Source organism: Mesorhizobium sp. P3_A9 (genome assembly GCF_056402975.1).
On the sequence record NZ_JBFUGJ010000165.1, the window covers coordinates 1 to 13007 of the forward strand.

Below are 13007 nucleotides of genomic sequence, written 5' to 3' on the forward strand. Positions count from 1 at the left end.
GCCTGTGCCTGCGCCTCCTGCGCCTGCTGCTCGGCTTCGGCCTGGTTCCTCGGCTTGCGCATTGGCTTGGACTTCGGCTTGGCCTTCTTGACCTCATTGACATAGGTGTTGAAGAAGGCCGTGCCKTCACGCACCGTCACCCGCGGGCAATAGGCATTCAACTGGCTGGCCAGCACCCTGGGATCCTGCGGAGGTGGCGGCGCGGTCGGATCCTTCTTGCCGCCCAAGCCGAGGTTCAGGATGCCATTGTCGCCCGATTGGCAGCCGGCGGCGGCGAGCATAAAGCCGGTGAGCGCAAGACCCGCCAAAAAGCGACCACTGAATGTACGAAACGCCATGAAACTCCCACTTCCCTCTCGCAAAGCTGGTGACGTATATCAACGGCGCGGCAAAAATGCGACTGGAGCCGGCACAGAAATTAACCACCTTGTGGTGAACGCAAAAGCCAAGCGGCAACGGAACTGAGACATGCAATATGTGAGTACGCGTGGGGAAGCACCCGCGCTTGGATTTTCCGATGCCGTGCTGGCGGGGCTGGCGCGCGATGGTGGGCTTTACGTGCCGCGCGAGTGGCCGCAGTTTTCCGCCTCCGAGATTCGCGCCATGCGTGGCCTTGCATATCCCGACCTTGCCATCCGTGTGCTGTCGCCGTTCCTTGGCGGTGAAATCGCAGCACCGGTCTTCGAACGCCTGGTCCGAGAAGCCTACGCCACCTTCCGCCACGAGGCCGTCTGCCCGCTGGTGCAGACCGGCTCCAACACCTTTGTCCTAGAACTCTTCCACGGGCCGACGCTGGCGTTCAAGGATGTGGCGATGCAGTTGCTCGCCCGGCTGATGGACCATGTACTTGCCGAACGCGACCAGCATGCCACCATCGTCGGCGCTACGTCGGGCGAYACCGGCGGYGCRGCCATCGACGCCTTYGCCGGSCGCRRCCGCACCGAYATCTTCATCCTGTTCCCGCATGGCCGCGTTTCGCCAGTGCAGCAGCGGCAGATGACGACGTCGAAGGCCGAGAACGTCCATGCGCTGGCGATCGAAGGCAATTTCGACGACTGTCAGGGTCTGCTCAAGGACATGTTCAACGACCACCCATTCCGGGATCGGGTGGCGCTGTCGGGGGTCAATTCGATCAACTGGGCGCGTATCATGGCCCAGATCGTCTACTATTTCTCCTCGGCGCTGTCGCTCGGCGCACCGGACAGGCCGGTGTCGTTCACCGTGCCGACCGGCAATTTCGGCGATATCTTCGCCGGCTACGCCGCCAAGAAGATGGGCCTGCCGATCGAGCGGCTGGTCATCGCCACCAACGACAACGACATATTGGCGCGCACCTTCGCGACCGGCGAATACCGTACCAAGGGTGTCTTTGCGACCACKTCGCCGTCGATGGACATCCAGGTYTCGTCGAATTTCGAGCGSCTGCTGTTCGAGGCCKCSRRCCGCGAYGCGGCGACSGTGCGGCGYTAYATGRAYGGCCTSAAGCAGTCCGGCGCCTTCACCATAGAAGCCCGCGAAATCAATGGGATGCGGTCCGAATTCGACGCCAGCCGTGCGACCATGRACGAGGTCGCCGCCACCATCCGYTCGACGCTTGSSGCCAGCAAYTATCTTCTGGATCCGCATACGGCGGCAGCCGTGCATGTGGCGGCGGGCAAGGCGTCAGGCGCGGTGCCGATGGTGGTGCTRGGCACYGCCCATCCGGCMAARTTCCCGGCCGCCGTCGARGCCGCCWGCGGKGTWTCGCCYGCCCTGCCCGCATGGCTAGGGGGATTGATGACATTTGAGGAAAAATACACGGTACTTCCATCCGACCTCAAAATGGTGGAAGATTACGTCAGCCGCCGCGCGCGGGCGGCGCGTTAGGGAGTACGAGCCATATGGGTGTTGAGGTAAGCCGTCTGTCGAACGGCCTGACAGTCGCCACCGAAACCCTTCCAAGTATCGAATCGGTTGCCTTGGGTGCCTGGGTCAAGTCWGGYGCMCGCAATGARCGTGACGACGAGCAYGGMATGGCCCATCTGCTCGAGCAYATGGCGTTCAAGGGMACGAAGCGGCGRACSGCCTTCGARATYGCCTCGGAAATCGAGGATGTCGGCGGCGAGATCAATGCCGCCACAAGTGTCGAGACCACCTCCTACTATGCCAGGGTGCTCAGCGATGACGTACCGCTGGCGGTGGATATTCTCGCCGACATCCTGCAGGAATCCGAATTCGACCCGCAGGAACTCGAACGTGAACAGCACGTGATCCTGCAGGAGATCGGCGCCGCGCACGACACACCAGACGATATCGTCTTCGACCGTTTCACCGAGACGGCCTTTCGCCACCAGACAATCGGCCGCTCGATCCTGGGCACGCCGGAAACCGTCAAATCCTTCACCTCCAAGCARTTGCACGATTTCATCGAACGGCAATATGGCGCCGAGCGSATGGTKRTCGTSGCYGCCGGCGACATCAAGCACGACAATTTCGTGCGCGAGGTCGAGAAGCAKCTSGGCGGYTTCCGCAGCAAGGCCGACAGCACSATSCCGCAATAYGCRCARTATGTCGGCGGCGATTTCCGCGAGGACCGCGACCTGATGGACGCGCAGATCGTGCTGGGCTTCGAGGGCCGTGCCTATCATGTGCGCGATTTCTACGCCTCGCAGGTGCTGTCGATGATCCTCGGCGGCGGCATGTCATCGCGCCTGTTCCAGGAAGTCCGCGAGAAACGCGGCCTGTGTTATTCGGTCTATGCCTTCCATTGGGGCTTTTCCGACACCGGCATCTTCGGCGTCCACGCCGCGACCGGGCAGAGCGACATCGCCGAACTCGTGCCTGTCATCATCGACGAGTTGCAGAAGGCCGGCGAGAACATCCTGCAGGAAGAACTGGACCGCGCGCGTGCCCAGTATCGCGCCGGGCTGATCATGTCCGCCGAAAGYCCGGCCAGCCGCGCYTCGCAGATCGCTCGGCAGCTGCTTTTGTTCGGCMGGCCGATCGCCAAGGAGGAATTGATGGAGCGCCTGTCGGCGCTGACGATCGAGCGGCTGACCGACCTGTCGTCGCGGATGTTCTCGACCAAGCCGACGCTTACCGCTGTCGGGCCTGTGGGTACGCTGGCACCATATGAGGCGATCCTCGAYTCGCTYYCGGGCACGCAGACCACGGCCCGCAAGCTCGCCGTCTAAGCCCCCCAAGCGTCGTGTTCGCGCTCCCTTTCTTTCGCCGTGACCTGCCGGCGCTGAAGGGCAACCTTGTCACGCTGCGCGTGCCATTCACCAATGACTTCCGGGAATGGTCGACGCTGCGCGGCGAAAGCCGGGGCTTCCTGGAGCCGTGGGAGCCACGCTGGACCCCGGATGAACTCGACCGCACGGCATGGCGCCTGCGCATCAGCCGCTACCGCGAAGACTATGCGCAAGGGACGGCGATTGCCTTCTTCATCTTCGAGAAGTCGAGCGGCAAGCTGGCCGGCGGCATCACGCTCGGCAACATACGCCACGGTGTCTCGCAAAGTGGCCATGTCGGCTACTGGATCGGCGAGCGCTTCGGCGGGCGCGGGTTGATGACCGACGCGGTCAAGGTGGTGKCGCGCTTCGCCTTYGATACGCTGAGGTTGCACCGGATCGAAGCGGCCTGTATTCCCGACAACRYCMGGTCGATCCGCGTGCTTGAAAAAGCCGGATTCCGGCGCGAAGGACTGTTAAGATCCTATCTCAGGATCAACGGCATCTGGCAGGACCACTACCTCTACGCCCGGATCGCGGACGATCCGCTGGGCGGCGCAGGAACGAAGGACTGATTTTTGACGAATTTCCTGCGAAACGGGCCGCTGTTCGCCTTTGTCCTCGCGGCAATCCTGACGCTGTGCGCGGCTTCGTCGGCCTTGGCCGTCGAACCGATCAAGATTGCCCGCGACGATGTCGCGCTCGACCTGTCGCGCGCCTTCGAGATCTACCGCAACCAGGGCGAAAACTTCCAGGTATCGACCGCGCCCGGGCCGGACGGCATCGTGCGGCGCATCGAGGTCGAGGCCAATGACGCCCGCTCGACCGGCGACTGGGCGGTGTTCGCGCTGGCCAACACCACCGACCAGCAGCTCGACAGGCTGATCGTGGCGCCGCATTTCCGACTGGTCAATTCCGGCATCTTCTGGCCCGATCTCGGCGCCACCCGCATTGCCGCGATCACGCCCAGCGAGGGCTTCGCGCTCGACCGCCAGACCAGCCCCGACGCCGATGTGTTCCGGGTGACGCTGAACCCGGGAACGGTGATCACCTTCATCGCCGAACTCGCCTCACCCAAGCTGCCGCAGGTCTATCTGTGGGAGCCGGAAGCCTACAAGGACTCGGTCAACTCCTACACACTGTTTCGCGGCATCGTCATCGGCATCGCAGGGCTTCTGGCGCTGTTCCTGACCATCCTGTTCGTCGTCAAGGGGACCTCGATGTTCCCGGCGACCGCGGCACTTGCCTGGGCAGTGCTTGCCTAKATCTGCGTCGATTTCGGTTTCCTCAACAAGGTCATCGAGATTTCGCCCGGCAATGAGCAGATGTGGCGGGCGGGAACGGAGGTGGCGCTGGCAGCGACCTTCGTGGTCTTCCTGTTCGCCTATCTCAACCTCAACCGATGGCACGGCCATTTCAGCTATGGCGCCCTGGTCTGGATCCTCGGGCTGGTGCTGATCGCCGGCGTCGCCATCGTCGATCCGGCGGTCGCCGCCGGCATCGCCCGCATCTCCTTTGCCGCCACCGCGTTGACCGGGCTCGGCCTGATCATCTTCCTCGGCATACGCGGCTATGATCGCGCCATCATGCTGGTGCCCAGTTGGGTCATGGTGCTGTTGTGGCTGTGCGGGTCGTGGATGGCGATCACCGGCATGCTCGACAACGACATCGCCCAGCCGGCGCTCGGCGGCGGGCTGATCCTGATCATCCTGTTGATCGGCTTCACCGTCATGCAGCACGCCTTTGCCGGCGGCGCGCTGCACCAAGGGCTGTTCTCCGACCTTGAACGGCAGGCGCTGGCGGTTGCCGGATCGGGTGACACGGTGTGGGACTGGGACGTGCTGCGCGACCGCGTCGTCACCAAGCCAGATGTCAGCATCCAGCTCGGCCTTGCGCCCAACAGCCTTGGGGGTGCCGCGCGCAACTGGCTGCCCGTGCTGCATGCCGACGACCGCGACACGTTCCGGACGACGCTCGACGTGGTGCTGGAACACCGGCGTGGCCGGGTGTCGCAGAACTTCCGCCTGCGCGGCGCCGACGGGCATTATCACTGGTTCAACTTGCGCGCGCGGCCGGTCATCGGATCGGACGGCGAGGTCATCCGCTGCGTCGGCACCATGGTCGACGTCACCGAGCAGAAGAAGTCCGAGGAGCGGCTGCTGCACGACGCCGTGCACGACAATCTGACCGGCCTGCCGAACCGCGAATTGTACATGAACCGGCTGGAAGCGATCATCTCGATCGCCCGCACCGAGGAGAAGGTGCGTCCGACCGTCTTCGTCATCGACATCGATCGCTTCAAGCAGGTCAATGACGGGCTCGGCATCTCGGCCGGCGACACCATCCTGCTCACCATAGCGCGCCGCCTGCACCGGTTGCTCAAGCCGAAGGATTCGCTGTCGCGCTTTGCCGGCGACCAGTTCGCGCTGATGCTTTTGTCCGAACAGGACCCTGCCCGCATCGCCGGCGTCGCGGATGCCATCAAGCATGCGATCAACAACCCGATTACCTTTGCCAAGCGCGAGATCGTGCTGACCGCTTCGATCGGCCTGATCACCTGGACTTCGGCGCAGACCTCGGCCGAGGACATGGTCAAGGATGCCGAGCTCGCCATGCATCAGGCCAAGCGTTTCGGCGGCGACCGGATCGAGCCGTTCCGCCCGGCGTTCCGCACCGTTGGCACCGATCGGCTGCAGTTCGAATCCGACCTGCGGCGCGCCATCGAGCGGCGCGAATTCACCCTTGCCTACCAGCCGATCGTGCGTCTGGAAGACGGCAGCGTCGCCGGCTTCGAAGCCTTGCTGCGCTGGGACCATCCGCGCCGCGGCATGATCCCGCCGGCCGATTTCATCCCGGTCGCCGAAAGCTGCGGACTGATCGTGCAGCTTGGGCTGTTTGCCATGCAGCAGGCGGCCGAGGACCTGGCCGGATGGCAAAAGCAGATCGGCGACGCGCCGCTATCGGTCTCGGTCAACTTGTCCAGCCGCCAGCTCATCCGCCGCGACCTGGTCAGCGACGTCCGCTCGGTCATCGCGCGGGCCAATCTGAAACCGCGCTGTTTTCGGCTCGAACTCACCGAGTCCCTGGTCATGGATAATCCGGAACAGACCGCGCATGTGCTGACCAAGCTGAAGCAGCTCGGCATCGGCCTGTCGCTGGACGATTTCGGCACCGGCTATTCGTCGCTCGCCTATCTGACGCGTTTCCCGTTCGACACGATCAAGATCGACAAGAGCTTTGTCGACGACAGCACGCCCAAACGCGCCGTGCTGCTCAAATCCATGGTCAACATGGCGCATGAGCTCGGCCTGTCGGTGGTCGCCGAGGGTATTTCGGACGAGCGCGACGCGCTGGAGCTGCGCCAGATGGGCTGCGAATATGTGCAGAGCTTCATGTTCGGCGCACCGATGCCGGGCGACCAGGTGCTGAAGACGCTGAAGGAGCAATATCCGCTGACGCAGGCTTAGAGGCCGTTTCGAAACTCTACTCCTGCGGCCATCTGATGGCGCTTTCTGCGCTTCCGGTGCTCACGTACCAAAGACGCTCCGCTCCGGTTCTCGAAATCACCATCATATGACTCGCATGAGCGAGTTTCGAAACGGCCTCCGCGTCGGCTTGACGGCTCAGGCGTGTCCGGCGGCGAGGCTGAGATGGGCGAGGTCGATGCCGATCGAGGCGAGGATGCGATCGTATTTGCGCTCGATGTCGGCGTCGAACAGAAGMTCGGGGCTGGCCGGGCAGGTCAGCCAGCCATTCTCGGCGATCTCGGTTTCCAGCTGGCCCGCACCCCAGCCCGAATAGCCCAGCGCCATCAGTGCGTGAMGCGGGCCGCGGCCCGACGATATGGCGCGCAAAATGTCGACGGTCGCGGTCAGGCAGATATCGTCGGAAACGGTCAGCGACGATTCCACGCGATAGTCGCCCGAATGCAGGACGAAGCCCCGGCTGCGATCGACAGGCCCGCCATTGCGAACGACGAAGTCGCGSGCCTGCGCCGGCAAGCGGATCGCCTCCTGCTCGTTCATGATGCCGAGTTGCACCAACAGGTCCGGAAACAGCATCTGCTGCGTCTGGTTGATGATCAGGCCCATCGCGCCTTCGTCGCTGTGCGCGCAGATGTAGATGACCGAGCGCGTGAAACGATCGTCCTTCATGCCGGGCATGGCAATCAGGAACTGATCGTCGAGAAAGCCGCCTCCAGCAGCCGTCTTTTTGTGGCGCAACAAATCCATGGCAGGGAAGGTACCGTGTTTCCCGGGCGCCGAAAAGATGCGCCGCGCCGGATTCGACCAAAGCCCATGAGGCCAGGCCGCGTGGCTTGCCAGCAGGGGTCACGCAAATATGATACCGGGAGGGCTATGAAATCATTGCGAAGCCACGAACGGACGATCAAATCACCGCCATGCAAAGCTTGARAATCCTGCTGCTCGGCGCCGCCATCGGATCGACGGTCGTCCTCCCCGCCTCCGCCTCCTCGTCCGCCTGGTACAACAGTGAAGGCGGCAAGGTGCGGCTGGTGACATCAGGCAAACCCGACGAGGCCGGCCGCATCCAGGGTGTTCTCGACATCGCGCTCAAGCCCGGCTGGAAGACCTATTGGCGCGATCCGGGCGACGCCGGCGTGCCGCCACAGCTCGACATTTCGGCCAGCACCAACATCGCCGATGCCAAACTCTCGTTTCCGGCACCCCAACGCCACGACGATGGTTATGGCAAATGGGCCGGCTACAACTATCCGATTTCACTGCCGGTGACCTTCACGCTGGCGACACCGAACCAGCCGGCTGTCATCGATGCCGATATCTTTCTCGGCATTTGTGAAACGATCTGCATCCCCGTGCAGACACGGCTGACCGTCGACCCCACTTCTGATCCAGACAATGCCGACGACGCAGCCCTGGTGAAGGCTAGTTTCACGGCGTTGCCGGCGCCGGCAAAACCTGATTTCGGCATCAAYGTKCTGCCGGGCGAYCAYGAGACGCTGGTTGTCGAGGCRAGYTTTCCSGGYRAYCCGGASGCWGCSGATTTCTTCGTCGCCGGCGAGCGSGACTACATGTTCGGCACCCCKGYCCGYAGCGAGAAGGACGGCAAGCTGATCTTYACSGTGCCGATCCTCGACCGCCCTTCGACAACGCCCACGGATGGCGGGCTTCACTACACGCTGACCAGTTCGGCGGGCGCCGTCGAAGGGCTTTTGCCTTTCCCTTGATCCAGCTTGCCCGAACGGTTGCAGGACGCCGCTGAGTTCGCTACGCAAGCATGCATCCTTCCCATTCCCCAAGCGAGRAACTCATGACCATTTCCGTTGGCGACACGCTGCCCGAGGTAACCTTCAAGACGATGACCGACGATGGCGCCAAGGCGATCACGTCTGCAGAGATCTTCCCGGGCAAGAAAGTGGTTCTGTTCGGCGTTCCCGGCGCTTTCACGCCGACCTGCAGCAACAACCATCTGCCCGGCTATCTCGAAAACCATGACGCCATCCTGGCGCGCGGCGTCGACACCATCGCCGTCGTTTCGGTCAACGACGTCCATGTCATGGGCGCCTGGGCGCGCTTCACCGGTGGTGAGGGCAAGATACTGTTCCTCGCCGACGGCAGCGGTGATTTCGCCAAGGCGGTCGGCCTCGACAACGACCTTTCCGCCGCCGGCATGGGCCTGCGCTCGAAGCGGTTTTCGATGATCATCGACGACGGCAAGGTCACCGCGGTCAATGTCGAGACCAAGCCTGGCGTCGACGAGTCCGGCGCGGCTCATATTCTCGGGCAACTCTAAGCTTCAACGGCCGTGTCGGGCGAGGCCACAACGGCTGGCCTCGCCAGACAACCGCTTGCACTCCAGAACTGCCGGCTTTCGGGGGATCCAACGATGTTTGACGTCTTCTGGCGTGCTGTCGCGATAGGCGTCGGCGCTACCGTGCTGATGGATCTCTGGGCCATCTTCCTGCACAAGGCGTTCGGCCAGCCACGGCCGAACTGGGGACCGGTCGGGCGCTGGGTCTGGCACCTCGGCGACAAGGTCTTTCATAACGATATCGGCGAGGCGGAGCCTTACGCGCATGAAGTGGCGTTGGGCTGGGCGTTTCACTATTTCGTCGGCATCGTCTACGGCATYATCCTGATSGYGKTGGCCGGCACSGSSTGGCTKGCCGCRCCGACCTTCCTGCCGGCCTTCATCCTCGGCATCGTCACCGTCGGCGCCGGCTGGTTCCTGCTGGCGCCCGGCATGGGCGCCGGGTGGGCAGCTTCGAAGCGACCCAATCCAATGCAGATCCGGGCGCTCAACCTGGTGGCGCACACAGTGTTCGCGCTCGGCCTTTGGGGCACGGCGTTACTGATCCGTTAGACAGCTAGAACAGACGGTTCAGATCCCGCCGCCCGTCCACCACACGGACGATTTCAACCCACTCAACAGGGCCATCGTCGGTGTCCGGAATCGTTTCGTAGAGCAGCACAAACGGCGCCTCCACCAGCATTCGTGCGGAAGACCTGATATCCGGTCGCCTAACGCCCATGCGCGGCTGCTCTGCAAGCTGCATAGCCCGCGCTTCCAACCGGTCATAATAGCGGTCGGCCGCGCGTATGTTTTCGCTGCCTATCATCACGTAGATGTCGATCAGGTCCGCCTTGGCTGCGGGTGACCAGACTAGCCTAACGGCCATTCGGCGGGGCTTCCGTCAGCTTTCGCCGAGCTTCCTTTCGCAACGCGTCGAAATCCACAGGCTCCGGTCTCCCGCTTGCCTTGCCCTCATCCCACAGCTGCCTCAGCCGGCGGATGTCGTCGTGCCGCAACTCGCGCTTGGCCAGCCAATCCCGCACCGCTTCACGTACAATCTCGCTTGCAGTGGCATACTCGCCCGCCTCCACAGCCTCTCGCATGACGGCTGCTTGTTGCGAGGTCACGGCCACGCTCATTTTTTCAACGTTTGCCACGCTGCTACCCTCGTCGGATTGCTCTATGGTAGGAAATATTACTCCCATCCATGTCCTTGAGCAACGATGCTGCGCATCGTAGTCGATCGGCATGACAGAGGGCTCCGTTTGGTCGAAGGCGGAGCCGGGCCTCAGTAACTCTGGGTCGAACGACGCGCCTTCGTAGCCGCCGGCTGCTGGACATCCGGCTTAGGCGCTGACACTGCTGGCTTGAAGGAGCCTTTCTTGAACGGCGCCATGCCTTCSCGTGCCARYTCGTCGGCGCGCTCGTTCTCGGTGTGGCCGGCATGGCCCTTGACCCAGTTCCAGGTGACCTTGTGGCGCCGGTTGGCTTCATCCAGCGCCTGCCAGAGCTCACCGTTCTTGACCGGCTTCTTGTCGGCGGTCTTCCAGCCGTTCTTCTTCCAGCCATGGATCCATTTGGAAATGCCATCCATGACGTATTTACTGTCGGTGTGAAGCTCGACCGTGCAAGGCTCCTTCAGCGCATTGAGCGCCGAGATGGCAGCCAGCAGTTCCATACGGTTGTTGGTCGTCTCGGCTTCGCCGCCGGAAAGCTCCCTGGTGGTGCCGTTGAAGCGCAGGATGGCACCCCAGCCACCAGGGCCTGGATTGCCCGAACAAGCGCCGTCGGTGAAGATTTCAACCTGTTTGCTCATGATACCCCATATCAGGCCAATCCATATTCCGAAGCCGATTTGATTGCCCGATGGAACCGCATCCGCCTGATATATTCGGTCGGGTCGCGTTTCATGACCAGGCCGCCATCGGGAACGGTCAGCCAGTCGTAGAGCCGGGTCAGCATGAAACGCAACGCCGAACCGCGCGCCAGCATCGGCAACGCCGCCTTTTCCTCAGCGCTCAAGGGACGCACGCTTTGATAGCCCTCAAGGAGTGCCTTGCCCTTGGTGAGATTGAAGGAAAAATCCTTCTCGAAGCACCAGGCGTTGAGACAGGTGGCGACGTCGTAGGCATAGAGGTCGTCGCACGCGAAATAGAAGTCGATCAGGCCGGAGAGCTTTTCGCCCAGGAAGAAGACGTTGTCCGGGAAAAGATCGGCATGGATGATGCCCTCGGGTAGGTTTTTCGGCCAATTGCGCTCGAAATCGGCGAAGTCGGCGTCGACCTCGGCCGCCAGTCCAGGCTCCACCTCGTCGGCCCGGGTGCGGGCTGCGTCCCAGAGCTTGCGCCAGCCGTCGATGGCGAGCGCGTTGGGACGGGTCATCGGAAAATCGGCGCCGGCCAGGTGCAGGGCGGCCAGCGCCTTGCCGACCTCGGCGCAGTGCATTGTCGTCGGCCGCCGCAGCGAAAGCCCTTCGAGGAAGGTGATGATGACCGCCGGCCGGCCGGCCAGCGTGCCGATGACGCTGCCGTCATGCGCGATCACCGGCAGCGGACAGGACACGCCTTTGTTGGCGAGATGCCCCATCAGCCCGAGGAAGAACGGCAGATCCGCTTTCTCGACCCGCTTCTCGTAAAGCGTCAGGATGTAGGAGCCACTTGAGGTGTGCAGCAAAAAATTCGAATTCTCGGTGCCCTCGGCGATGCCCTTGTAGGACAGCAGATCGCCGACCGGGTAGTGCTTCAGGAAAGCGCCGAGTTCGCCCTCCGCAACGTCGGTATAGACCGCCATCTGGCTTACGCGGCCCCATTGACGAAGGCCATGTCGGCCGGCGTCAGTTCGACATCGCGCAATACCCGCATGACCGGAAAATCCTCTGTTTCGGTGGCCGTGATGGCGAGGTCAATGGTGACATCGAAGCGCTGGCGGAACGCGTCGATGATCTCGTCGACGATGATCTCCGGCGCCGATGCCCCTGCCGACAGGCCGAGCGTCGAAATGTTGCCGATGTCATTCCACGGAATCTCGGCGGCGCGCTGTACGAGAAGCGACATGGTGGCGCCGGCACGTTCCGCCACTTCGACAAGGCGGCGCGAATTGGAGGAATTGGGAGCGCCGACGATCAGATAGAGGTCAGCGCCCGGGGCGGTGTCCTTGACCGCCTCCTGGCGGTTGGTGGTGGCGTAGCAGATCGATTCCGCCGCCGGCGCCTGCAGGGCGGGAAAGCGCTCTTTCAACGCACGGATGATGCCGGCGGTGTCCTCGACCGACAGCGTSGTCTGRGTGACGAATCCCAGCGCTTTGGGATCGACAGGTTCAAGCCTGGCGGCATCGGCCTCGGTCTCGATCAGCGTGACCGCGCCCTCCGGCAATTGCCCCATCGTGCCAATCACCTCGGGGTGCCCGGCATGGCCGATCAACAGCACRTGGCGRCCRAGCCGCTGATGGCGCATCGCCTGCTTGTGGACCTTGGAGACCAGCGGACAGGTGGCGTCGAGATAGAACAGGTTGCGCGCCTGAGCATCCGCCGGCACCGATTTCGGCACGCCATGCGCCGAGAAGACGACTGGTGACTGCCGGTGTTCGGCCGGGATTTCGGAGAGCTCCTCGATGAAGACGGCGCCAAGGCTTTGCAGCCCTTCCACGACATAGCGGTTGTGGACGATCTCGTGGCGGACATAGACCGGCGCGCCATATTTTTTCAGCGCCAGCACGACGATCTGGATGGCACGGTCGACGCCGGCGCAAAAACCGCGCGGCTGGCAGAGCCGGATCGTCAGCGGAGGCTTGGCAATTGTCTGAAGCATTAAATCCTGGCCGGTTCGTCAGCGCCGAAATGAGGTGCCTACCCCTGTTCTGTCAAGAGCGGGCCCTGTCAAGGGTGTTGGTGGAAAGGCGCGCGCGTTCATTCCTCTTTCGCGGGACGGCGAAGCCGCAGGATGAGCACGGCGGCGAGTGCTGCCGCAAGCCCATACCAGGTGACGGCATATTGCAGATGGCTGTTCGGCAGGTCGATGATGG

At 63.0% G+C, this 13007-nt stretch carries 14 protein-coding genes and 1 pseudogene; 7 read left to right on the top strand and 8 right to left on the bottom strand.

From position 1 onward, the window contains the following. Positions 1–338 (bottom strand): annotated as a pseudogene (locus AC1DX0_RS20960) (hypothetical protein); the annotation flags it as partial. Between the two features lie 130 nt (positions 339–468). Here AC1DX0_RS20960 and thrC point away from each other — a divergent pair. The 4 genes from thrC to AC1DX0_RS20980 are packed head-to-tail and all read left to right on the top strand — an operon-like array spanning position 469 to position 6679. Continuing rightward, on the top strand, positions 469–1866 hold the full coding sequence (gene thrC, locus AC1DX0_RS20965) for a threonine synthase (RefSeq protein ID WP_477356693.1): 1398 nt from the start codon (positions 469–471) through the stop codon (positions 1864–1866). Between the two features lie 14 nt (positions 1867–1880). Beyond that, positions 1881–3173 (top strand): M16 family metallopeptidase, encoded by a 1293-nt coding sequence (locus AC1DX0_RS20970; protein ID WP_477356695.1) that lies wholly within the window; start codon positions 1881–1883, stop codon positions 3171–3173. 14 nt (positions 3174–3187) lie between these two features. Further along, positions 3188–3787 carry a GNAT family N-acetyltransferase gene (locus AC1DX0_RS20975; RefSeq protein WP_477356697.1) on the top strand — a complete coding sequence of 200 codons (600 nt, stop codon included), beginning with the start codon at positions 3188–3190 and terminating at the stop codon, positions 3785–3787. Between the two features lie 3 nt (positions 3788–3790). Next, the gene (locus AC1DX0_RS20980) at positions 3791–6679 is read left to right on the top strand and encodes an EAL domain-containing protein (RefSeq protein WP_477356699.1); all 2889 of its coding nucleotides are present in this window, start codon (positions 3791–3793) and stop codon (positions 6677–6679) included. A 156-nt stretch (positions 6680–6835) separates the two neighbouring features. Here the strand turns inward: AC1DX0_RS20980 and AC1DX0_RS20985 are convergent, their stop codons facing one another. After that, positions 6836–7444, bottom strand: a complete 609-nt coding sequence (locus AC1DX0_RS20985; protein ID WP_477356701.1) for a YqgE/AlgH family protein — start codon at positions 7442–7444, stop codon at positions 6836–6838. A 170-nt stretch (positions 7445–7614) separates the two neighbouring features. On the opposite strand from AC1DX0_RS20985, the gene AC1DX0_RS20990 reads away from it, so the two are divergent. From AC1DX0_RS20990 to AC1DX0_RS21000, 3 genes are all read left to right on the top strand, one after another. Beyond that, positions 7615–8421 carry a protein-disulfide reductase DsbD domain-containing protein gene (locus AC1DX0_RS20990; protein WP_477356703.1) on the top strand — a complete coding sequence of 269 codons (807 nt, stop codon included), beginning with the start codon at positions 7615–7617 and terminating at the stop codon, positions 8419–8421. 83 nt (positions 8422–8504) lie between these two features. Further along, a complete protein-coding gene (locus tag AC1DX0_RS20995; protein WP_477219636.1) occupies positions 8505–8987 on the top strand; it encodes a redoxin family protein in 483 nt (160 codons plus the stop codon). A gap of 93 nt (positions 8988–9080) precedes the next feature. Next, positions 9081–9557, top strand: coding sequence for a DUF2938 domain-containing protein (locus AC1DX0_RS21000; RefSeq protein ID WP_477356705.1), 477 nt, complete (start codon positions 9081–9083; stop codon positions 9555–9557). Between the two features lie 4 nt (positions 9558–9561). Here AC1DX0_RS21000 and AC1DX0_RS21005 read toward each other — a convergent pair whose 3' ends face one another. From AC1DX0_RS21005 to AC1DX0_RS21030, 6 genes are all read right to left on the bottom strand, one after another. Further along, on the bottom strand, positions 9562–9873 hold the full coding sequence (locus tag AC1DX0_RS21005; RefSeq protein WP_477219638.1) for a type II toxin-antitoxin system RelE/ParE family toxin: 312 nt from the start codon (positions 9871–9873) through the stop codon (positions 9562–9564). Beyond that, on the bottom strand, positions 9863–10237 hold the full coding sequence (locus AC1DX0_RS21010) for a ribbon-helix-helix domain-containing protein (protein WP_477219639.1): 375 nt from the start codon (positions 10235–10237) through the stop codon (positions 9863–9865). Before AC1DX0_RS21010 ends, AC1DX0_RS21005 begins: the two co-directional genes overlap by 11 nt. A gap of 38 nt (positions 10238–10275) precedes the next feature. Then, the gene (gene rnhA / locus AC1DX0_RS21015) at positions 10276–10803 is read right to left on the bottom strand and encodes a ribonuclease HI (RefSeq protein WP_477219640.1); all 528 of its coding nucleotides are present in this window, start codon (positions 10801–10803) and stop codon (positions 10276–10278) included. An 11-nt stretch (positions 10804–10814) separates the two neighbouring features. After that, a complete protein-coding gene (locus tag AC1DX0_RS21020) occupies positions 10815–11777 on the bottom strand; it encodes a homoserine kinase (protein WP_477219641.1) in 963 nt (320 codons plus the stop codon). A gap of 5 nt (positions 11778–11782) precedes the next feature. Next, positions 11783–12793 (bottom strand): 4-hydroxy-3-methylbut-2-enyl diphosphate reductase, encoded by a 1011-nt coding sequence (gene ispH, locus AC1DX0_RS21025; protein ID WP_477219642.1) that lies wholly within the window; start codon positions 12791–12793, stop codon positions 11783–11785. A 98-nt stretch (positions 12794–12891) separates the two neighbouring features. Then, positions 12892–13007: SURF1 family cytochrome oxidase biogenesis protein (locus AC1DX0_RS21030; RefSeq protein ID WP_477356707.1), on the bottom strand; the 116-nt coding region annotated here is incomplete at its 5' end.